Genomic DNA, 21,487 nt, shown 5'->3' with positions numbered 1-21,487 from the left:
AACAGTTCATGAGCTCACCTTTGTTGATTGAAAAACAGTTAATTTGTTTATAAAAACACCACCCCTTCATTCTATGGTTAGGCATGATTATTTCAATATCAATATATGTTAGATTCGTAACATATTATTTTAACTTGAAAATCAATAGGTTATAAAAACAACTCTCTAGCAAGCACTGTTCAACTGTATATTTATGCACTAACTTGGATATATCGGCCTTGGTTTCGCACAGAGATGATGCAATAAATTGTTAATGACACAGGAGACAATATTTTGAAAAATACTTTTTCTTCAAAACCCGAGTTTATCGCCAACAACACCGCTCAAAAAATACAAGCTTTAATCCCTAAAGCCACCAAGTCAGAAGCGAGAGTCGCACAATTCATTCTATTAAACCTAGACCGAATCAGTTACGAGACTGGGGCTTCCATCGCCGAGAAAGCAGCCGTGAGCCAAATTACCGTGAGTCGTTTTCTAAAGCGGGCTGGCTATCAAGGGATCGCATCCCTCAAGGAAGCCTTGCAAAAAGAAGTGATCCCGATACAAGAAAGTGACAACCAACGCCTACCCGTTGACTCTTTTTACCGAGAAAATTTCAAACATGAGCTGCAAGCAATGATGCGTTTATATGAGCAATTTGAAACCGAACATTGGCAAAGCCTAGTTGCTTGCGTGAGTGCAGCCAGCAAAGTTTATGTTTCCGGGTTTCAATCTATACGCGGCGCAGCGGAAGACTTTAGTCGTCGCTTATCTTTGGCTCGCGACTCGGTGCAATACCTTTCACCTCACGATAGTATGCTGGCAGAATGGCTTGCAGAGGTGCCGCACTCCCAACAAGGCTACCATGCTTTAGTGATTTTAGATGTGGTGCCTTACGCAGCAGAAAGTCGCAAACTCTGTGAAGAAGCTCAAAGAGAAGGGATCCAAATTGTCATCATCACCGATGAGTTTTGCCATTGGGCAGTTGAATATGGAGCCCATATTATTTATTCAAAATCTAAATCTGGGTTATTTTTAGAATCCACTTGGGGAATAGTGCTCACCACCAATATGCTGGTAGATGCGGTTGCTAAGCGCTCCCCCAATAGTGAACAGCGGATCAAACGCTGGCAGGAAATCGCCAAACGTTTAGATTTTTTTTAGCCGATTGAGTGTGCGCTTGAGCACGACCTCACCCTAGAGCCCCATTAACGGCCTTCCTCAGAGCAACACAAACAACTGCTGCTGAAGATGCGGCCCGACTGGCTTAAACACAAACCTAAGACTCATCGGAGCATCAAGCACATCATATCTCTAATCTCATCCCGCGAGAGTCGGAGCTGTCCAGACGCAAGCACTTCCACAAAATGGGACAAACCTTCCGCTGACGAGCATAGACGAACAAGACAATGCTCGCAGCGAGGTCTGAATTCTAAGATATCCACTCCTTTCATTTTCGAACACGCGCTCTTAATTAAACAAAGCGCTGGTCAGAACGCTTATTAACAATCTCTTGCTCGCTAGCTTGCAGCCAACCCGAGCGGCTCTGTGCTACCGCATCAAACTTGGCAATATAGGGTTTAATATCCAATAAGGGCGTGCCATCGAGGATATCGATACCCTGTACATAGATCCGATTGCCCACCACCTGACTCACCTCAAGCACCGACATACCAATGTGATTAGGTCGTAGCGGTGAGCGAGTAGAAAACACCCCGCGGGGCTGAGTATCCATGAAAGGCGTCACCCGCAACTCGGTGCGAATGGCTTTGTGAAAGTGATAAATCAGGTAAATATGCGAGAATCCTTCCAGATCGGCCAGCCCCTCGGCGTATTGCGGGTCTAACACGATCTCACCTTTGACCTCACTCGCCCCCTTGGGTTGGATCGGCATATCTTCTAAACACTGGTAGGGAGAATGGATCACCCCGATGGATTGGATCTGCGGCATCAGCTGACTTCCTTTTATTCGCTAATAACTTGATAAACAATAACCATACGCTCAAGCAAGCACTTGTTCCAGCACGCCCGCCATTTGAAGCGAGGCGACATTGACCCCGCTCTGAAAGCGATCGCTCAAGAACCCTCAGCCCCGTTTTATATTAATTGCTCCTCGACCAGCAAATGCCCCCGTTGAACAAAGCCGGGATTGAAGGCTCATTTTCTCAAGCCAACAATCAATCCTGCTAAACATCAGTCACGAATAGCCTAAGCGCTTACTATCGACCGCCATTCAAGCATCCGCAAGACTGGACCAGCACATTATTTTTTGGTTTCAAGCATAAGAAAGTTAAAGTATTTTTGTGCATTTATGCAGGCTGGTGTTGTAAGATTTGTCGTTCGCATATCCCATCCTGAGTGGCGCTTGATGGGCTTTGTTGCCAGCGATATGAAACAACCAGACTTGTGGCGTTAACTTTTTTGGAGGAAGGATGGACCGTCTATTAATTTCGGCAGCCAGTTTATACCAACGACTCGCTGATGATGATCTGAGGATTATCGATGTCAGCATGAAATCCGTGGTTGGGAAAGAAGCTATCGTTTATGAGACATTATCAGTCATTCCCAACAGTTACTATGTGGATTTGTCTAACGAGCTAGTCGACCATTCAAGTCCGCAGATCCACGCATTTCCATCATCCACGCAAGTATCGAAGCTGATGGAGAGTCTTGGGATCACCGCCAACACCACCATCGTAGTATATGATAACCAAGGGATCTACTCGTCGCCAAGGGCATGGTGGATCCTCAAGTCTTTTGGCCTCGCGAAGGTCTATATACTAGACGGTGGTCTCCCTGAATGGCTGAAACACAACTACCCAAGCGCCACGGAATACCGCACGAAGGCTCACTCAGGAAGCTATCCCCCATTAAGTTTTTCGACTGATGCTCTGGTTTTCAAGCAACAAGTCCTTGCTAATCTTACTCGCCAAGACTTTAGTGTGATTGATGTTCGCGCTTCTGGGCGATTTACTGGCGCAGCGCAAGAACCAAGACCAGGCGTTCGAAGCGGACATATTCCCAAGTCGCTCAATCTGCCTTTCGAGCAAACCCTTGATGAGCATAAGTACAAAAGTTCAAGCGAGCTACAAGCCTTGTTCTCTGCAGTAATACAAGATACTTCCAAGCCACTGGTGTTCTCTTGTGGCTCCGGCATTACCGCTTGTATTGGCTTAGTTGCAGCCTTATTAGCGAACTACACGCAGGTGGCACTTTATGATGGCTCTTGGTCTGAATGGGGAAGTGATCATGCTCTGCCGATAGAGCCAAGCCAACCGTAGCGCCTGTGAATAAGCAAACAAGCTGGAGCGGCGCGACTATTTTGGCTTAGTTTTTCAATCTTGGCGAAGGTCTTCAATGATTAAAAAACGTTCAAGCAAGGTCTTGGCGTTCATCGGTAATCCCTCAGGCAACGAACAGTAAGATCACCATTGCGCCTCAAATGGCTGAGCAGCAATGCTGCAAAGTTGGTGACGCATAAATATGGCCAAACATACCGCGAGTTCGATTAACAGCTCATAGACATATAAAAGGGGGCCTATCGATGCCCCCTTTCAGCGAGATATCCGCATAAACAGCACAATGCTTCGCTCAACGCAGCTTACTTATATTTAAAACGATTCACCTGTTGTACCATTTGAACGCTCACCTCAAGCAAGTCTTCAGTGGCTTGTTGTAACTGCTTACTGTCCTGACTCAACGACGCCGTACCTTGGCTCAACGATTCCACATCCTTGGTGACCGCATTGGTCACATTGGCTTGCTCCTCACTGGCGCTGGCTATCATGTTCACCATGTCATTCACCGAACTCATTTCTTGCTTAATCTGAACCAAAGACTCACCCGTGCCCTGCGCCGACTTGATGGTTTCGCTCACCATCACCTTGCCCGCTCGCGTGGCTTGATAAGAAGTTTCGGCCTGAGTTTGCAGATTACCGATAATTTGTTCAATTTCAGTGGTTGATTGGTGGGTTTTTCTGGCAAGCGCCCTTACTTCATCGGCCACCACGGCAAAACCACGTCCCAACTCCCCTGCCCGTGCGGCCTCAATGGCCGCATTCAAGGCCAAGAGGTTGGTTTGTTCGGCAATGCCTTTAATCACATCTAATACACTACCAATATTATCACTCACTTGTTTCAGGTTACTTACATCTTCAGCAGTCTTATCTAAGTTATCAACCAGCGCTGTTACCTGAGCAATATTATCATCAATGGCCCGATGTCCTTCGATGGAAAGTTGATACGCCTGCTGCGTTTTACTGGCAGTATTTGCGGCATTCCCGGCAATGTCTTTGGTGGCAATTCCCAGTTGCTGAAGATTGCCCAAAGAGGTGCTGGTGAGCTCAGTCTGCTCGATGGTATTGGCGGTGCTTTTATCGTTAATCATCCGCACATTTTCGGATACCAGCTCTAAGTGACTGGCTGCATCCGCCATATCCTGCACAATGTGTTGCACGGTTTGAATAAAACTATTAAAACTGCGACTTAGCTGGCCAATTTCATCATCACTCTGGAGTGGGATCCGGGCGGTTAAATCGCCATCACCTTCGGCAATTCCGGCCAGCATGATATTTACATCCGCTAAGGGACGGATCACTAACTGACGCAGCGATACGATCATTAATATTAGAATTAGAGCCGCCATGACAACGATGGTGAGAATCTCTTGATGTAATTTCTGGATTAAGGCGGAGTCCATGACTTGACGCGTCACTGCAACTTCAATTTGACCGGTGGCTTTGCCGTCCCACGCCATCGGTATGATTAAATTATCATCAACACTGGCTTGACGAGTCACACTTTTCGCCATCAACTTACCACGTTGATCGCTGACTTTAATGCCGACAATCATTGAATCATCACTGAAAGAATTAATAATCGCTTGAATGACATCCAAGTCATAAACAAATATCGGTTCATTTAGAATAATACTCATTTGTTTGCTTAGGGCTTGTTTTTGATGCTCGTATTGCTGAGTCAGGCTGGCATTGCTATTCCAGTACAACACGCCCACAACCAGCAGGCCCACAATCAGGATAGTCGCAACAAGTAAACTAGAGAGTTTAGCGGTAATAGTTTTCATAAATTAATTTCCAACAACGGGGTCAAACCAAAACTCTTGGGGGATGGCTCGCACTTTTTCAGTTAAGTAAGGGTTGTCTAAATCAAAGATACGGCGTTGCGCCAACTGACCTTGCTGCAAAGCATTTTTCACGTCTGGGTGATTGAGAAATAAGGCCTGATAGCTGCCGTCTTCAAACATCTGCTGTAAAATGCCGTATAAGTGCTCCGCTAAATGCTGATTGTCTTTTTTTACAAAGAACAACAGTGGCATTTTATAACGCAGCATCACATAGGGATCGACAGTTAAATTATACTGAGCTTCCCGTTGCAGCTCTCCCCAAGGTTCAAAAATTCCCCGAGGAAAATAATCACAGCGTTCCGCTTCGACCATCGCAAAGATATTCGGATAACCCAAACTTTTGGCCACCTTCACCCCATTTGCTTCCAAAATGGCGGTGTCGGCCCATAGCTTACCCTGGCACGGAATATACTCCCGCATCTCATCCCAACTGTTAACCTGACTAAAGCGCTGGCGATTTTGCTGTTTAATAATCCCTAGGCGCATCCCGATGATGCCGCGGAAAATAGGGAAATAAATCGCAGTTAATTCCTGCTCTCGCTCAGCAGAGGTGGCCGTCCATATTAAATCTAATCCCCCATCATTCAGATCGGCCACTGCCTTGGTAATGACGACATCGCCGACAGCCCCGTAAGGGTAGGCAACGCTGTCGTAAAGCTCACTCCGCTTGACGATTTCTTGAGCCAATACCGCAGGAAAGATATTGCCCGCTGATGTATCGGGAATTCTCAGTGGTTTTGCAAAGCTCGCCAGAGAGATAAAACAAAGGAAATAGATTGTTTTCAGCATAGAACCTCAATACGTTTATTTTAATTACCCACCGTAAAACAAAGGGTTTAAGACCCGAAGAAAAACTTGCCCGAACCAGGCCACGATATTATTTCACTGAATATGAAACAAGATAAAAAGATATTAATTATAATTTTTGTGACCATGAATTTAATAAATAGCACCTATATTCAAGAATACAAAAAAGAACATCATTTCATTATCAAGTAAAGAGACACATTAAGATAAAAACATGTTAAATATAGATAAATAGTTGAGATGAATTCAAAACTTGCGCTTTAAGTTATTACTCTTAAACCAAAACATTTTAAACTAGAATTTAAATCAACCCTAAATAAAAACCAAAACCATTAATATAAATAAAGATTGAATTTGTATTGATTATCGCTTTGATGAGTATGAATATTAATAAACAAGCCCCGCCTTCAAGAACGCATCAGCGAACAAAAAAGAATGACCAGCAATAGATAGCAAAGACAGCCACATTCTCCATTAGCGAACTTTAGGCGGGTGGCACTAAATAATGGCCCTTAGTCTGAATGGGGAAGTGATCATGCTCAGCCAAGAGAGCCAAGCCAACCGTATCGCCTGTGAATAAGCAAACAAGTCACTGGAGCGGTGGGATTATTTTGGCTTAGTTAAGCTCGCGTGCCATATAGTGGATATACCTCTCTGTTTTGCAGATCCGAAATCCTTTACGCTGGTATAAAGCAAGCGCCGGATTCGTCTCAAACACACACAACCTCAGCAATCGGACATCAGCTTTTCTAGCAAGCTCAATTGCATAACTGAGCGCTTGAGAGCCCAAACCTTGCCCCTGCCAAGTCGGCTCAATTTGAAGGTCTCGAATATAATAAGCAAGCTCATCGTGGCTGATACGAAGCATACCTACAGGACATCGATTTACAGCAATCTCATAATTTTCAAACTCATGCCAATTTATATCGAAGGCTGCCTGATCCCAGAGGATCCCAAGTTGCTGGTAATAAGCTTGCATATTTTGACGAGTCAAACGCTCGGCAAAATCCTTGTTTTTAGCTACTTGAAATAAGGGTTTCATTTTAAACTTCCTAGACGCTCGGTGAGGGGGGAATGTCGTAAACGCACATTTCTGAGATGCCTCGCTTTAACGTGCCCCATCGATGAACGGTGACTTGTCACTCATTGATTGCTGATTGGCTCACCATCAGACAAACTCAAAATCCCCTGAAGATCTAAGCGAAAAACGCTGATTTCTTCAAGTTTGTGGGCACCTATATTTTTATAAAACTTTATCGCGGCATCATTTGTTTTTAAGGCCCACCATTCGAAACGAGCACACTGATTCTCGATGGCTAAATGTGACAAGTAAACCAGAACATGTTTGCCAAATCCTTGACCTTGATAAGCGGGTTCAATATATAAATCATCCAAATGTAAACCGCGCTGTCCTGTGGTTGTCGAGAATGTATAGTAATACACTGCAAATCCACAGGGTTTATTGTTAACATAAAAAATAATGGCCTCAGCATTAGACGTTGAACTCAATAGATTATTTTCCAGGTCCTCTTGAGTCACCGTGACTTCGAAGGGAAACCCTTCGGCGATAGCCAAGGCCTTTATAAAATGAAGTATCAGTTCAGCATTTTCTTTTTTAGCAATTTTAATTTCCAATATGCAGTTTCCCCGTTAATCGCCTATCATGCCTCGTACTTATGAACCGATGTTATTTGATCTAATTCATTTCACCAAACAAAAATCCTAAGTTCGGCTGTTACAGAGCAACTTAAAAGCTACAAACCTAAGAGCCCATAGCATCGCTCTAATACCTTTAGTCGACAAAGCATCACTCAGCATATGTGAGAGAGCGGAACCTCAGAAACACTTGGAGAGATCTGGCGTTAGAAAGTTTAAACGAGTGCAATGAGCCGAGAGTATGTCACCGCTTTCAAGGTCATCGATTCTGCTCTGCCCCAGCGAGTATTTTTAAAATCTTCGAGCAGTAGCCTTATAAATAAAAGGGTTGTTTGTTCGATAAAAGCGGGAGAAAATAGTATTTCATTTCCAATTTGCATCCATAAACGAAAAATGAAACTAGATAGTAAAGACAAGTTAATCCTCAATCTATTGCAACGGGATGTGAGCATTCCCTTAAATGAGATCGCCGAACGGGTCGGTTTATCCGCAACGCCTTGCTGGCGACGGGTACAAAAATTGGAAAATGCCGGTTTTATTCGCCATAAGGTGGCACTGCTCGACCGCCAAAAATTAAACCTTGGGGTCACGGTGTTTGTCAGTGTTCGCACCGCCCAACACGACCCTCAATGGCTGGCACTCTTTAAACAGGCCATCGAGGATATTCCAGAGATTATCGAGGCCCATCGAATGAGTGGCAGCGTCGATTATTTACTGCAAGTGGTGGTACCCAGCATCGATGATTACGATCAAGTGTATAAAAAGCTCATCGAGCGGCTGGCTTTTACCGACGTCAGTTCGGCTTTTTCCATGGAAGTGATGAAAAGTACCACCGCTCTACCGACCCACTATATGAGCTAACCGGTTTTCGCAAACATAAAACTTGGGGCTTCAATCAAGCCCGAGGCACTTTGCTCCTTAATCCTTCAGACTCCAAGCTAGCGACTGAGAAACAATGGCAATGAATAATCCCCCGCTGAATTCAGATGACTTTCAACAACGATTAATCGCTTGGCAAAAGCAGCACGGCCGTCATGATTTACCTTGGCAGCAAGATCCAAGCCCCTATCGGGTGCTGGTCTCGGAAATTATGCTGCAGCAAACCCAGGTGAAAACGGTGATCCCTTATTTTGAGCGCTGGATGCAAAGTTTCCCCAATGTGCAGATCTTAGCCGCAGCCACTGAAGACCAAGTAATGAGCCATTGGCAAGGATTGGGCTACTATTCTCGCGCTCGTAACCTGCGCAAAGCCGCCATTTATATTCAAAGCGAATGCCAGGGGAAATTCCCAGAAGATGTGAACACCTTGCAACAGATCCCCGGTGTGGGTCGTTACACCGCCGGAGCCATTGCTTCCTTTGCTTATAATCGTTACGGTCCAATTGTCGATGGCAACGTAAAACGCCTATTCTGCCGCCTATTTGGAATAGAGGGCGTCCCCGGCACCAGCAAAGTTGACCGGCAACTGTGGCAGCTTGCCGAAACTTACACCCCTCAACAACACAATCGCGCCTTTGCTCAAGGCCTGCTGGACATGGGGGCAACCCACTGTAAACCCAAGAAACCACTTTGTGAAGACTGTGCCTTTATCGATTGCTGCGCAGCATTTCTAAGCCAACGAGTCGACCAGCTACCCACCGCAAAACCGAAAAAGGTGATCCCCACCAAACCCGGTCATTTTTTATGGGTAGAAGAGCAGGGAAAGATTTTGCTAGAGCGGCGTGGTGAAGGGGGGATTTGGGGGGCGCTGTGGTGCCTACCGCAGGTCCATCTAGACCCAGTGTTGATCGGCGCTGAATTAAAAGGAAACTTTAAACACACCTTTACTCACTATAAATTAGAGGCGCAGGTTTGGTCCGTTGATCAAATAAATGAACCACATCTGGAACAACATTGGGTCTCATTAAGTGAACTCGAAGCGCGCGGCTTACCCACCCCAATCAAAAAATTCATCTTAAAAAATATGTAAATAGAGTCAAAGCATCAAGCCTCAAAATGCCAGTACATTTCACTAAGTGCTGGTATTTTGGGCGCTTCATTCAAGCTAACTTCAATGCTTAGTGGTCGGCCTGTGATTCAGCGGCTTACCCTTTAATAGAGAACAATATTTAGCAAGCCGCCACCAATGACTCACCCCCAATGATCTTGACTCATGACGAAATAGATATATGATTCGTATACGTTTCGCAAGCGAATCATATAAAATGGGTATTGTTAAAATTTCCGAAGAACTCCATCAAGAAATCCGAAAAGCCAGTTCTGTCATGTCACGCTCGATCAATTCACAAGCTGAATTCTGGATCCGCATTGGGATGCTAGCCGAGCTTCATCCGCAACGCTCATTCAATCAAATCGTCTCAGAACTACTCAAATCAGCAGAGGTCTCTGTCGCCAAAGTCGCCATACAAGAAGCGCATACCGATGAATAATGGCGTAAAGATTAAATCGGCAAGTGAAATTGAATTAATGCGCCATGCCGGGCACCTACTGACACAGGTCTTTCAGATGTTAGACCGCTACCTTAAACCCGGCCTCTCTACCCTAGAAATAAATGACAAAGTAGAACATTTTATTGTCAATGATCTTAATGCTCGGCCAGCGAGCAAAGGCCAATATGGTTATCAATATGTTTTAAACTCTTCAATCAATGAAGTGGTATGTCATGGGGTTCCAACGCCTAGTCAGCGATTAAAAAGGACCGACATCATTAACTTAGATATTACCTTAGAGAAAAATGGTTTTATTGCAGACTCAAGCAAGATGTATCTCATGCCAGAAGCGTCACCGGCAGCTAAAAAGCTGGCCCAAGCCACCTATGAGGCAATGTGGGCTGGAATTAAACAAGTGAAGCCAGGCGCTAAACTTGGCGATATTGGCCATGCGATTCAACAATATGCGGAACGCCGTGGCTATAGTATCGTGAAAGAATACTGTGGCCACGGGATAGGGCAAGCAATGCACGAAGCACCACAAGTGCTGCATTACGGTACGCCAAACCGAGGCCTTGAGCTAAAAGAGGGCATGATTTTCACCATCGAACCGATGGTCAATCAAGGTTCCGCAAAAGTTAAAACCAAAAAAGATGGCTGGACCGTCGTCACCCGTGACAAAAAACTTTCTGCACAATCGGAACACACCATCTTAGTCACCCCTGTAGACTATGAGGTGCTCACGCTGCGGGAAGAGGAACGATAAGAGTCGTGGTGAAATCAGCGCTAAATGAGCCCCAGTAAACCTTAGATGCATAAAGTAGGTCAGTCTGCGCCACTCGTAAACTGACCCTCTAGAACTAAAACCGCACGACACAAGATCACCGCGAATGATGCACCAAACCGTCACGACCCACATCGGCCGAGCACAGTGAAAAGTAACTCATCTTTAATTTCTTTAATTTCTTCAGTGACAAAACCATCAAATTAAAGCTAAGCTGAATTTCAGTCTAATAGTAGCCAAGCGGCTGTTTTAATTAAATTAAAACACTTACAAAAATGATCCATGATTTTATCTAGCCACGCCATTGTTCAACTGTTAACCAGCAAGCCACTCATGATAAGCCTGTGGCTCATGCTGTGCTCATTGCCCCTCACCGCAAAAACACGAAGCGCCCACAGCGCAGAGAGCTACTTTTCAATGGCAGGTGGCAGTGGTATCACCTACCTAGAGGATGACGTGACCGACGAGCAAAAAAAACAGCACTTCCGTTCCTTTGATATTCGCTTCGCCCAGCACTTTGCTCAAAGTTGGCGAGTCGATCTCGTTCATGCCAACGAAGGCCACGCCTATAATCACCACCGAGATGGTTTTTCAACTCATGTCAGCTACATCTACGTTCCAACAGATAGCTTCCGCTTCGAGATCGGTGCAGGCCCTTACATGTCCTTTAATACCACCGTTGATCACTCAGGCCTTGAACTAAACGAAAAACGACTCGGTGCAATGAGCACCCTTAGCGTTATCTATCCACTTTCCTATTTAAGCCAAAGCGCCCAACTTCGTTTGCAACTTAATAGTTACTTGGTGCCAAATCGCCCACATAGCAATTCCTTGCTGATTGGTTTGGGCTTTGATATAGATAACGCAAATCACCAAAGCAGACCAGCCTCTTCCGCGTGGCTCAACGATTTGTCGATATCTCTGGTTAACACCAAAATTAACCATGGCGGACCAACCACCACCATTGGTTACAGTATCGATATGGCAAAACACTTTAATCATCATCTTGCCTTATCCTTGGCTTATATCGATGAAGGCGGTAACAACGGGGCCAGCAGTCGACACGGCTTTACCAGTCAGCTTTGGAAAATAGTCCCGCTAGGGAGTCATTTCGAAGGGCGAATTGGGGCGGGCGGCTACCTCGCGCAAGACAAAATAGAACACCGCAGCGCTTACGACTTGAAAGGCATAATTAGCTTTGGCGTGAACTACTTCCCTGCTTGGCATTTTTTTGATTCGGGCTACTTTGGTCTCAGCCTTAGCCGGGTGATGGATTATCAAGGCCACCAAGACGACGCCGATTTATTACGCCTAAGTATCGGCAAGCGCTTTTAGCTCAAACAATACTTAAACGCTGAAGCGAAATTCAAATCCCCTAAACCGCATAAAAATAGACAGGAAAAAACCGCCCTTTAATTGCTCTGAGCAATGCATTGATTCAGTCACGCCTATTGGGTCAGTCGCAATAACAGCAACCCAGCTTAAGAGAAAATCTGCGTGAATGCTTGTAGCCCTTAAGCACTCGTTGATGATGGGGCTTTTGCTTGATTCTTCACCGCTTTCACCCAAGGTGATAACGATTCATGAAACTTATGGCTGACTCAGCAATCAGCAGGAAGAATGAGAAGCAGCAGCGATTAACCGACCTTTTTTGTGCTAAATCGTTTTTGCCCCAAAATGAGTTAACTTATTTTTTTGGGGAGCTGTTAGTCTCGTTTTTATCATTTAGTTTTGGATCGATCTGTTAGTGAGGGTTTCGCCCTGACGGCGATATACTTTTCTTTGCTGGCCAAAGAAAAGTATACAAAAGAAAGGCCATCCAGCACCTTCTTAGATCCTCCGTTGCTCACTCACAAGGGCGTTGAAGTAGCTTGCTACGCTCAAACAGACTTCAACTTTACTCCCTTGTTCATTTGCGCGACTCGGCGAAGATGATGGGATTTAAAAGCGTAATCTTGGCTATCGAGAGAGTGAAAGGTTTTTGCTTCAAAGTGAGTTAGCTCAATTCACCAGATTGTCAAGACATCGCTTTTCTTATAATGAGCTATCTCATAGCAGCCCCGTTCTGCGTTAGCAACGGGGTAAAAGCTTTCGCCTACGGCGACGTCATTTTTCTTTGACGAGCAAAGAAAAACGAAGCAAAAAGAAAGCTCGCCCTGCATCTTCTTAAACCCTGCGTTGCTCATTCTCAAGGGCGTTGAAGTAACTCGCTACGCTCAAACAGACTTCAACTTTGGCCCCTTGTTCATTTGCGCTACTCGGCGAAGATGATGGGATTTAAAAGCGTAATCTTGGCTATCGAGAGTGTGAAAGTTTTTTGTTTTTAGAATGGGGGTCTAGTTTATTAATGTTCTTGTTCATCAGCTCGCCCTCTCTTTAGATAAAAAGGCGTCCGGCTTCCTTCAGACATTCCCTCGCAGTTATGCCCTTGCCATTCGCTAGTAGTTAGCGTTTAATAATCAAAGTGTTATTAAACGGTGACCTTCCTACAGAGGACTTTCACCTCATTAGTTCATGCCCATGCTCGGCGTACACAAGTAATTCAGGTGACGCCTAAGGCGCACCTGATTTAGGCGTTATGCATTCGGAGGACAAATGACAGACTATCCAAGGTATCAAGGAAAAACACTTGCCTATCTCGATCAAAACATTCTCGATATTTTTGTAAAACATGGAATGATCGACTTTGCATACTCGATTAAGGACAACTATCAAATAGTTTACTCCGATGAGACTCTAAAAGAAATTAAGCGCTCTGGCGACTATGCAAAAAAGTTTCTTGATGTTTTAGTAGAGCTTGATGCTTTTCAGATAAAGCAAAGGATGACCAGCGCATTTGAAGTTACTGATGAGGCTACGGTCTCTAAAAGGGACCCTTACGAGGCTTATGCTGAGTATTGTAGTCAAGAGCCTGTGTACGAAGAGCTGATTCAGTCAATGATGCAAAGCTTACTCAAAACTCACGGTGGTCGTAAAGGGGACGATTTTGAGGTTCTAAAAAATGAACAGTTGGGTGCCTTTTCTGGTCTGTTAGATCACCTTCAAGAACAAGCAGATGTTATCAGACAGGCTAATCCGATAGTAGCTGAATCAATTGATGCATATTCATCCTTGTCTAAAATCCATATGGAATCGACCTTAGATCAATCTACAAGTATTATGTCTTCAAACGTTGAAAATGAAGAAGACTGGTCCGGCGTTAAAGCGTTCAGATATGCTATGGGCATTGGACCAAAAGAGTTAAACAACATATCGCCACCAAAGGTTCTTGAGCAAATATGGGAGCTTTATAAGCACAAAAATGAGTACAAAGACTTAAATTGGACTTTAGAGGATTTCTTCTCTATCAGAACGAACCCGATTTATCCAGAGAAGCCATATTTCAACTTTCAAAAAGTCACCGCGATATATAACCATTTAAATATCATCGGGTATTATCCTGATTCAAAAACACATAGAGAGCGACGTTTCACTGCAGCGATGAGTGACCAAGGACATGCTTCGATAGGTTCATTTGCAAAAGTTCTAGTTTCAAGAGATGAGAGCTTTGTTAAAAAAACAATGGCGGCGTACGAGTTTTTAGGTATAGATACCGAAATTATGTGGGTGTCTGTAGAAAATGCATAACAAACGACAATACCACGGTTTTGCCAATACCACTGACTCACTCTTGGACAAAGACCTGCCAGCGATTCTTCTAATTTAGATATCATCGAATAGCTGTTAGTACCCCAAAATGCAATCAGGCGCCTCTTATTGCAGTGTCTAATGTGGGAGAAAATGGGCAAAAGTCAGCACAATCTATCCGAGAACCACAAATCACGATTGAATTTTTATGCTACTTAACAGCATGTCTCTCTAGTGGCTAATACTCCCCTTAAGTAGACGTTTTATCGGTGCTCTGAAATCAGCATTGCTCTTGTTCCTTCTTGTAAGGCTTCAAACAAATGCGGTAAGTCTCCAGGGTAAGAAATGTAATCGCCTTCATTAAGTTCGTAACTTTCTGAAACCAAGCCGAGCTGAGCCTTCCCTTTGGTAATAACAACGTGTTCGATTACGCCCTGATTGTGAGGCTCCGAGTAATGGGGCTCTCCAGGTTCAACTTCAATCCAGTATATATCTCGACTTACATTAGGCGGACATGCTGCAAGCAAAGTAGCTTGATAATTTTTACGCTTTGAGACGACCGTCGCTCCTTCACCATAGCGAATGATTTTGGTTTTTTGCCTCGGTGATTCAAGCAAGTGCGAGACTGGGATACCAAGTACGTTACAAATAGACCATAACGTTTCGATACTTGGATTCCCAAAGCCGTTTTCCAATTGAGACAACGTTGATTTTGCAATTTTTGCCTGTCTGGCAACCTCCGCAATGCTTAGCCCAGAACGTCTTCTTTCTGAATTTAACGTAGCTGCAATTTGTGCAATAGGTGGGTCATTTCTATTCATAGGACAGATTAGCCGTAAAATTTATGTTCATTATATCAAACGTACGTTTTTTTGACAGCTCACGCTTGTTCGTTCAATATAAAAAACCATCGTTCATTAAAGTGCTTATGAATTTGTCGTAATTGATAAAATGAAAGCGAACACTAAACATTAAAAGGAAATTAAATTGGAATACATGATTTCTATAGCGTTATTTGCTATCTCTTCTTCAGTTACACCAGGCCCCAATAACATTCTGGTCATGACATCGGGACTAAACTTTGGCGTACGAAAGAGTGTGCCTTTACTGACAGGCATTTGTATCGGTTTTACAGTTATGCTCCTAGTAGTCGGATTGGGGTTCGGTCGTCTTTTTACACTGTTTCCCCAACTGAGCTTAATCATAAAGATAATTGGGACAACATATTTGCTTTATTTGGCCTGGCTTATAGCCAGAACTGGTTCAGTTGATATTGGCGATCAACAGGCCAGGCCGCTGGTTTTTTTGAAAGGAGCGGCCTTTCAGTGGGTCAATGCCAAGGCATGGGTAGTTGCTATTGGAGCAATTTCTACATTCACAACCATAGGAGAGCAATACACAATCCAAAACATAACCATTGCTACAACCTTTTTCTTCGTTTCATTACCATGCGTAGGTGTTTGGTTACTGTTTGGTTCTTTCCTCCAACAAAAACTGAAGAACGATAACTTTCTACGCTGGTTTAACATGTCTATGTCTTTATTGTTATTGCTATCGGTCTTTCCTGTGATTAGAGACATTTCGCAACAATTAATAGCTAGTTGACAATGAATGGTTATTCAGAGCGAACATTAAATAAGTTAACTTATAAGACGAAAGAAAATGGGAGTTTCCTTTCACCACCTTTTGACTAGCCTTCAAACAAGAAGGATAGAACTGACGTAGTCGAAATATATAGGTCAAAAATTTCACCAACACACATGGGGCAAAGCCTTCTCAGAGCGAAAGACAAACTTAGAAGTCAGGCTTGTGGTCAAGTTGGTGATAAAGATATAACCTATAGCCGTAAGTGCATGAAGATAGGTAATAAAGTAGCTTTGGTATATAAACCCGCTTCAAAATCTGATGCTCAAAAGATGATAGACGCGATTGTGATGCCAATTGCTCGTTCGAAAACGGTTGTTGGCGCAAAGCTAGGTTATTTGCATATAGATGTGCAAGGTAAACAAATTCCATTTGATACTCGTGGCTGGGACAATTATTACCGTTAAAAACGGTGAACAGAATGTATCTCCGTACAGATTGTTTGTTTTAAATCTTAACGGTGGAGCCTGTAAATTAAATTGTGTAATTGCTTATAATTAGGCCTGAACAGGCTAAGGATAAGCAACATGGATAAGAAAGCTCTCGAAGCATTTGCTCGTGAAGCCGCTAAGTCAATCAAGACCCCTTCAGATCTAGATGACTTTCGTAAAATGTTAACCAAGGTGACTGTTGAGACAGCGTTAAATGCTGAGCTTGATGACCACCTCGGTTATCAGAAACACGCTGAAAAGCCCGATAAGAATAGTCGTAATGGTTATTCATCCAAGACCTTGATCACCGACGATGGTGAGATTGAACTGGATGTACCTCGAGACCGAGATGCCTCGTTTGAACCGAAGCTTGTTCGTAAGCATCAAACTCGATTTCAATCGATGGATGACAAGATATTAAGCCTTTACGCCAAAGGCATGACAACTCGTGAAATCGTCGCTACGTTCAAAGAAATGTACGATGCTGATGTCTCTGCAAGCCTCATATCTAAAGTTACCGACTCAGTTCTAGAGCAGGTTGTTGAATGGCAATCACGGCCACTGGATGCAGTCTATCCCATCGTCTACCTTGATTGCATCGTGGTGAAAATCCGCCAAAACAAACAGCTCGTCAATAAGGCGATTTACTTGGCTCTGGGCGTAAATATCGAAGGTCAGAAAGAACTTTTAGGGATGTGGATATCTGAAACGGAAGGTGCGAAGTTCTGGCTCAGCGTTCTCACTGAACTCCAGACTCGAGGTATCAACGACATTCTTATCGCTTGTGTTGATGGCTTGAAGGGCTTTCCAGATGCTATTAATGCCGTATTCCCAAAAACCCAAATACAGCTCTGTATCGTCCACATGGTGCGCAATTCAATGAAGTATGTCCCTTGGAAAGACTACAAGGCTGTAACGGCAGATCTCAAAGGTATTTACCAGTCGAATACCGAGGAAGAAGCGCTTCTGGCCCTCGAACAATTTGGTGACCAGTGGGATGATAAATACCCACAGATAAGCCGCTCTTGGACAGCGCATTGGGATAATTTAAATACATTGTTCAGCTACCCTCAGGACATTCGTAAAGCCATTTACACGACGAATGCGATAGAGTCCTTGAACAGTGTGATACGCAAAGCGACAAAGAAGCGTAAGCTATTCCCCACGGATGAATCAGCGAGGAAAGTTGTCTATCTTGCAATTATGGATGCATCGAAACGCTGGTCGATGCCAATAAGAAACTGGCGACAGGCTCTCAATCGCTTTATGATTATGTTTGAAGACCGACTTACTGATTACTTGTAACCCAAAGCAGTTACACAGAATTATTTACAGGGTCTAACGGTGCGATTTATAGCTCGACCATTTGGCGTTTCGGTATTCCAAATTGAAGGGCCCCTGCGTGATTCGTCTGGTGATTCCAATTAGATAGATTAGTCAGGCAGTCATCGCACGGAACAGATATATTGATCTAACGAACTTCTGCCCCAAACCTTCTTAGCCCCAACGAACTGACCACCTAGCCAGTACAGCAGTAGACCAAATTAATCTAATCTGTACTTTGGGAACTTATACAGAACCTTTCCGTAATTCTACCTCGAAATTATCTATCGATTCATTGAAAGGCGGCGTTATTGCAAACGCCGCACTTTTCCGGTTGTAGACGCTAGTCAACTTTGATTTTTGCGACTGAAATACTGACTGCTCCCATCTCTAAAACGTACTGTTCACCTGTATTTGTAGGTAACTGAAAATCCACATGTGTAGCTAAAGTCTCTGTCTGCAAATATCTTAAGTACTTTTCTATCCAATTTCTTACGTGATCTGATGTGTTCATAGACACCGAAATCTTATCCGTCACACCAAAACCGGAGGACTTTCTCAGTTTCTGAATACGGCTCACAACTTCTCGAATCATCCCTTCTGCAACCAACTCTTCTGTGAGGTTAGGTTCAAACTCCATAGAGATATAACGGTTAGAAACCGCGTTTACCCCCTCCTTCGCCTTTCTGTAGATGACAATTTCTTCTTCGGAAAAGCGTTGTCCATCAATTTCCAGAAACCCAACTTGCTGAAGTTGAACAATATCAGTCGGTACAAGGTTAGCAATCAGATTGGCATAGTGTTTCATTTGCTTACCCAGACGTTTTCCCAGTGCTGGAAAGTTTGCCTTCGCGTAAAGGTCGATAAATTTTCCTTCCTCCGTACTAAAACTTAAGGACTTAAAGTTAAGCTCCGCTTTTATGTAATCAGACAAACGTCGAATGTCATCCAGCACTGTTTTATCTCGGTGCAGCACCGTTGCCTGGCTCAAAGGTGTTTTTAGCTTTACTTTAATATCATTTCTCATTTGTCGGCCCATGATGATCAAATGTTGAAAACTCTGAACACTTGTCTCGAGATCGGGCACCCTGAGCTCCTCGATTGTTTGAGGATAACGACGCAAATGTACCGACAATGGTCGCTGCGCATTCTCGTCATACTCTTTAAGCTGTTGATAAATGAACTCCGACAAGAAAGGGGCAAACGGTGCCATTAACGTCGTAAACGTGTCTAGACAATGATAAAGGGTGGCGTAAGCGCTCTCCTTGTCCTTATTCATTTCAGGTTGCCAGTAACGCGAACGGTTCAGACGAATATACCAGTTGGTTAAATCTTCCAAAAACTCAAACAAAGGTGGTACCACTTCATACAAATGGTACGCCTGCATTTCAGCGTTCACTTTTTCTTTCAAACTTTCCAAACGAGAAACAATCCACTGATCAAGTACGTTGTTTCTCGGCGCGGAGCCTTCGACTTTCCATCCGTCGATATCAGCATAGGTTTTAAAGAACTTAAATCCGTTATACCAAGGGAGCAGTACCTGTCTCACCATTTCCTGAACGCCTTTATCAGAAAATTTCTGTTCCTCGGCTTTTACCAGACCAGAATTGATCAGGTACAATCGCAACGCATCGGCACCGTACTGTTCCATTAGGATATCGGGAGCTGTGTAGTTTTTTAGCCGTTTAGACATTTTCTTACCGTCTTCCGCCATCACAATGCCGTTAACAATGACATTGGTGAAAGCGGGTTTACCGAACAGACACTCGCTTAACACTTGTAAGGTATAGAACCATCCTCGAGTCTGATCTACCCCTTCAGCGATAAACGATGCAGGAAAACTTGCTTCAAACTCTTGCTTGTTCTCGAATGGATAATGAACCTGCGCATAGGGCATTGAGCCTGACTCAAACCAACAATCAAAGACTTCCGGTATCCTACGATATACACCATCCTCTCCGGCTAAAGTAAAAGTTAAATGGTCGATATGATCCCTATGCAAGTCTTCAATTTGAGCCCCGGTTAAAGACGTCAGCTCTTCGATAGATCCAACACAGTATGGTTTTTCTGTAACATCATTTATCCAGATAGGCAGTGGCGTCCCCCAATATCGATTTCTTGAAACCGCCCAATCAATCGCATTTTCCAGCCATTTGCCCATTCGACCCTGCTGGATATGTTCTGGCACCCATTTGATCTGGTGGTTGTTTTTAACAAGTTTGCCTCTCAGTTGGGTTACACCGATATACCATGAAGGCACCGTTCGATAGATGATTGGTGTATCAGAGCGAGGGCAAAAGGGATAACGGTGCATTAACGTGTCATGCCGATACAACAGCCCTCGTTCCTTAATGGCCTGAATTATCGATTTATCAGCATCTTTCACATAAACGTTGGCAAAATCACTCACTTCCCCAGTAAAGCGACCTCGGCTATCCAGCGGACACACACTAGCCTCGACACCGTTTTCACGGCAGACTCGTTGATCTTCCTCACCAAAAGCGGGGGCGATATGGACAATACCAGTACCACTTTCCTGCGATACAAAAGTATCCGCGAGGACTTTAAACGCACCTTTGGCTTTGTTCTGTACAAAGTAAGGAAAGATAGGCGTATAGGATTTACCTGCAAGATCTGACCCCTTAGTGGTAGCGAGCACTTCGACTGAATGTCCTTTAGTAAAACTCTCTAATAACTCTTTAGCAATCCAAAACTTTTTACCTACAGACTGGTCGAACACCTTAACGTAATCAAAGTCAGGATTTACGCAGAGAGCAAGATTTGAAGGTAAGGTCCAAGGTGTTGTCGTCCATGCTGCGAGATAACCATCTTCGTCTTCTAGTTTAAACAGTACCGAAATTGCGGGGTCTTGCACATCTTTGTAGTTCGATGTTGCCTCAAAGTTTGATAACACGGTTTCGAGTTCTGTTGAGTAGGCGACAACCTTTTCCCCCTGATAAACCAAACCTCTATCCCACAGCTGCTTAAACACCCACCATACGGATTCCATATACCAGGGTTCCAGAGTTCGATAGTCATTATCGAAATCTACCCAACGGCCTAGGCGGGTTATTGTTTTCTCCCACTCCTGTGTATACCGTTGAACGATACCACGGCATTCGTCGTTATATTTAGCGATACCAAACTTCTCTACCGCTTCCTTAGCAGACATCCCCAATGATTTGTCTATCTCATGCTCGATAGGAAGACCATGACAATCCCAGCCAAATCGCCTTTCAACGTAATGTCCAAGCATGGTTTGATAGCGAGGGATTATGTCTTTGATAGTGGAAGCAACTAAATGGCCGTGGTGGGGTAACCCTGTAGCAAAGGGAGGACCATCGTAAAATACGAACTTAGGTTTATCTTTTGACTGCTCCAGAGATGCCTGGAATACGCTGTGCGTTTCCCAGAATTGCAGCATGTCATGCTCAGCATCCACAAAAGAAAAACTTGTTGATGGAGATGCCTGTTTTTGTTTAGAACTCATATTTACCTCTTAACTTAAGATCCTAAGAGGTAAGTACAAAAAACCCGCCTCTTAGGCGGGTCTTAAAATTTAGTTGCACTAACTATCCCACCATTTCTTAAGAAATGATGATAATAATTCGTTGGAAGTTAGGCGTCATATTCATAAATACAGGTTGGCACTTGCCGCTTTGTT

At 44.0% G+C, this 21,487-nt stretch carries 18 protein-coding genes; 11 read left to right on the top strand and 7 right to left on the bottom strand.

The window, feature by feature from the left end; all coding sequences use genetic code 11:
• Positions 1-273: 273 nt before the first annotated feature.
• Positions 274-1,143 (top strand): MurR/RpiR family transcriptional regulator, encoded by an 870-nt coding sequence (locus ACRRSX_RS04700; RefSeq protein ID WP_432454364.1) that lies wholly within the window; start codon positions 274-276, stop codon positions 1,141-1,143.
• 310 nt (positions 1,144-1,453) lie between these two features.
• Here the strand turns inward: ACRRSX_RS04700 and tsaA are convergent, their stop codons facing one another.
• Positions 1,454-1,930 carry a tRNA (N6-threonylcarbamoyladenosine(37)-N6)-methyltransferase TrmO gene (gene tsaA / locus ACRRSX_RS04695; RefSeq protein ID WP_432454365.1) on the bottom strand — a complete coding sequence of 159 codons (477 nt, stop codon included), beginning with the start codon at positions 1,928-1,930 and terminating at the stop codon, positions 1,454-1,456.
• A gap of 481 nt (positions 1,931-2,411) precedes the next feature.
• On the opposite strand from tsaA, the gene ACRRSX_RS04690 reads away from it, so the two are divergent.
• Positions 2,412-3,260, top strand: coding sequence for a sulfurtransferase (locus ACRRSX_RS04690; RefSeq protein WP_432454366.1), 849 nt, complete (start codon positions 2,412-2,414; stop codon positions 3,258-3,260).
• Between the two features lie 320 nt (positions 3,261-3,580).
• Here ACRRSX_RS04690 and ACRRSX_RS04685 read toward each other — a convergent pair whose 3' ends face one another.
• From ACRRSX_RS04685 to ACRRSX_RS04670, 4 genes are all read right to left on the bottom strand, one after another.
• Positions 3,581-5,062: a methyl-accepting chemotaxis protein gene (locus ACRRSX_RS04685; RefSeq protein ID WP_432454367.1), complete on the bottom strand. Its 1,482-nt coding sequence runs from the start codon at positions 5,060-5,062 to the stop codon at positions 3,581-3,583.
• A gap of 3 nt (positions 5,063-5,065) precedes the next feature.
• On the bottom strand, positions 5,066-5,911 hold the full coding sequence (locus tag ACRRSX_RS04680) for a hypothetical protein (RefSeq protein WP_432454368.1): 846 nt from the start codon (positions 5,909-5,911) through the stop codon (positions 5,066-5,068).
• Positions 5,912-6,545: 634 nt separating this feature from the next.
• Positions 6,546-6,971: a GNAT family N-acetyltransferase gene (locus tag ACRRSX_RS04675; protein ID WP_432454369.1), complete on the bottom strand. Its 426-nt coding sequence runs from the start codon at positions 6,969-6,971 to the stop codon at positions 6,546-6,548.
• 101 nt (positions 6,972-7,072) lie between these two features.
• On the bottom strand, positions 7,073-7,564 hold the full coding sequence (locus ACRRSX_RS04670) for a GNAT family N-acetyltransferase (protein ID WP_432454370.1): 492 nt from the start codon (positions 7,562-7,564) through the stop codon (positions 7,073-7,075).
• 249 nt (positions 7,565-7,813) lie between these two features.
• Here ACRRSX_RS04670 and ACRRSX_RS04665 point away from each other — a divergent pair, with 249 nt between their 5' ends.
• From ACRRSX_RS04665 to ACRRSX_RS04640, 6 genes are all read left to right on the top strand, one after another.
• Positions 7,814-8,446: an Lrp/AsnC family transcriptional regulator gene (locus tag ACRRSX_RS04665; RefSeq protein ID WP_439022894.1), complete on the top strand. Its 633-nt coding sequence runs from the start codon at positions 7,814-7,816 to the stop codon at positions 8,444-8,446.
• A 100-nt stretch (positions 8,447-8,546) separates the two neighbouring features.
• The gene (mutY, locus tag ACRRSX_RS04660; RefSeq protein ID WP_432454372.1) at positions 8,547-9,554 is read left to right on the top strand and encodes an A/G-specific adenine glycosylase; all 1,008 of its coding nucleotides are present in this window, start codon (positions 8,547-8,549) and stop codon (positions 9,552-9,554) included.
• 235 nt (positions 9,555-9,789) lie between these two features.
• Positions 9,790-10,014, top strand: a complete 225-nt coding sequence (locus tag ACRRSX_RS04655) for a ParD-like family protein (protein ID WP_432454373.1) — start codon at positions 9,790-9,792, stop codon at positions 10,012-10,014.
• A complete protein-coding gene (map, locus tag ACRRSX_RS04650) occupies positions 10,007-10,780 on the top strand; it encodes a type I methionyl aminopeptidase (protein ID WP_432454374.1) in 774 nt (257 codons plus the stop codon). Before ACRRSX_RS04655 ends, map begins: the two co-directional genes overlap by 8 nt.
• Before the next feature lie 435 nt (positions 10,781-11,215).
• The gene (locus ACRRSX_RS04645) at positions 11,216-12,133 is read left to right on the top strand and encodes a hypothetical protein (protein WP_432454375.1); all 918 of its coding nucleotides are present in this window, start codon (positions 11,216-11,218) and stop codon (positions 12,131-12,133) included.
• Positions 12,134-13,393: 1,260 nt separating this feature from the next.
• Positions 13,394-14,425 carry a hypothetical protein gene (locus tag ACRRSX_RS04640; RefSeq protein WP_432454376.1) on the top strand — a complete coding sequence of 344 codons (1,032 nt, stop codon included), beginning with the start codon at positions 13,394-13,396 and terminating at the stop codon, positions 14,423-14,425.
• Between the two features lie 263 nt (positions 14,426-14,688).
• Here the strand turns inward: ACRRSX_RS04640 and ACRRSX_RS04635 are convergent, their stop codons facing one another.
• On the bottom strand, positions 14,689-15,246 hold the full coding sequence (locus tag ACRRSX_RS04635; protein WP_432454377.1) for a helix-turn-helix domain-containing protein: 558 nt from the start codon (positions 15,244-15,246) through the stop codon (positions 14,689-14,691).
• A 166-nt stretch (positions 15,247-15,412) separates the two neighbouring features.
• On the opposite strand from ACRRSX_RS04635, the gene ACRRSX_RS04630 reads away from it, so the two are divergent.
• From ACRRSX_RS04630 to ACRRSX_RS04620, 3 genes are all read left to right on the top strand, one after another.
• Positions 15,413-16,030 carry a LysE family translocator gene (locus ACRRSX_RS04630; protein WP_432454378.1) on the top strand — a complete coding sequence of 206 codons (618 nt, stop codon included), beginning with the start codon at positions 15,413-15,415 and terminating at the stop codon, positions 16,028-16,030.
• A gap of 155 nt (positions 16,031-16,185) precedes the next feature.
• Positions 16,186-16,476 (top strand): hypothetical protein, encoded by a 291-nt coding sequence (locus ACRRSX_RS04625; RefSeq protein ID WP_432454379.1) that lies wholly within the window; start codon positions 16,186-16,188, stop codon positions 16,474-16,476.
• 120 nt (positions 16,477-16,596) lie between these two features.
• A complete protein-coding gene (locus ACRRSX_RS04620) occupies positions 16,597-17,805 on the top strand; it encodes an IS256 family transposase (RefSeq protein WP_432454380.1) in 1,209 nt (402 codons plus the stop codon).
• 361 nt (positions 17,806-18,166) lie between these two features.
• Here ACRRSX_RS04620 and ileS read toward each other — a convergent pair whose 3' ends face one another.
• Positions 18,167-21,313: an isoleucine--tRNA ligase gene (gene ileS, locus ACRRSX_RS04615; RefSeq protein ID WP_432454381.1), complete on the bottom strand. Its 3,147-nt coding sequence runs from the start codon at positions 21,311-21,313 to the stop codon at positions 18,167-18,169.
• Positions 21,314-21,487 lie beyond the last annotated feature (174 nt).

This window comes from Agarivorans sp. QJM3NY_30, from assembly GCF_050870855.2.
Lineage (GTDB): Bacteria > Pseudomonadota > Gammaproteobacteria > Enterobacterales > Celerinatantimonadaceae > Agarivorans.
The sequence above is the reverse complement of the archived record's forward strand: the minus strand, read 5'-3'. Positions and strand labels throughout refer to the sequence as shown.

Bases quoted from the DNA above. Each gene is read 5' to 3' on its own strand.
- tsaA (WP_432454365.1), bottom strand. From the start codon at position 1,930: ATGCCGCAGATCCAATCCATCGGGGTGATCCATTCTCCCTACCAGTGT.
- ACRRSX_RS04690 (WP_432454366.1), top strand. From the start codon at position 2,412: ATGGACCGTCTATTAATTTCGGCAGCCAGTTTATACCAACGACTCGCT.
- ACRRSX_RS04685 (WP_432454367.1), bottom strand. From the start codon at position 5,062: ATGAAAACTATTACCGCTAAACTCTCTAGTTTACTTGTTGCGACTATC.
- ACRRSX_RS04680 (WP_432454368.1), bottom strand. From the start codon at position 5,911: ATGCTGAAAACAATCTATTTCCTTTGTTTTATCTCTCTGGCGAGCTTT.
- ACRRSX_RS04675 (WP_432454369.1), bottom strand. From the start codon at position 6,971: ATGAAACCCTTATTTCAAGTAGCTAAAAACAAGGATTTTGCCGAGCGT.
- ACRRSX_RS04665 (WP_439022894.1), top strand. From the start codon at position 7,814: ATGAGCCGAGAGTATGTCACCGCTTTCAAGGTCATCGATTCTGCTCTG.
- mutY (WP_432454372.1), top strand. From the start codon at position 8,547: ATGAATAATCCCCCGCTGAATTCAGATGACTTTCAACAACGATTAATC.
- ACRRSX_RS04655 (WP_432454373.1), top strand. From the start codon at position 9,790: ATGGGTATTGTTAAAATTTCCGAAGAACTCCATCAAGAAATCCGAAAA.
- map (WP_432454374.1), top strand. From the start codon at position 10,007: ATGAATAATGGCGTAAAGATTAAATCGGCAAGTGAAATTGAATTAATG.
- ACRRSX_RS04645 (WP_432454375.1), top strand. From the start codon at position 11,216: ATGGCAGGTGGCAGTGGTATCACCTACCTAGAGGATGACGTGACCGAC.
- ACRRSX_RS04640 (WP_432454376.1), top strand. From the start codon at position 13,394: ATGACAGACTATCCAAGGTATCAAGGAAAAACACTTGCCTATCTCGAT.
- ACRRSX_RS04635 (WP_432454377.1), bottom strand. From the start codon at position 15,246: ATGAATAGAAATGACCCACCTATTGCACAAATTGCAGCTACGTTAAAT.
- ACRRSX_RS04625 (WP_432454379.1), top strand. From the start codon at position 16,186: ATGGGGCAAAGCCTTCTCAGAGCGAAAGACAAACTTAGAAGTCAGGCT.
- ACRRSX_RS04620 (WP_432454380.1), top strand. From the start codon at position 16,597: ATGGATAAGAAAGCTCTCGAAGCATTTGCTCGTGAAGCCGCTAAGTCA.
- ileS (WP_432454381.1), bottom strand. From the start codon at position 21,313: ATGAGTTCTAAACAAAAACAGGCATCTCCATCAACAAGTTTTTCTTTT.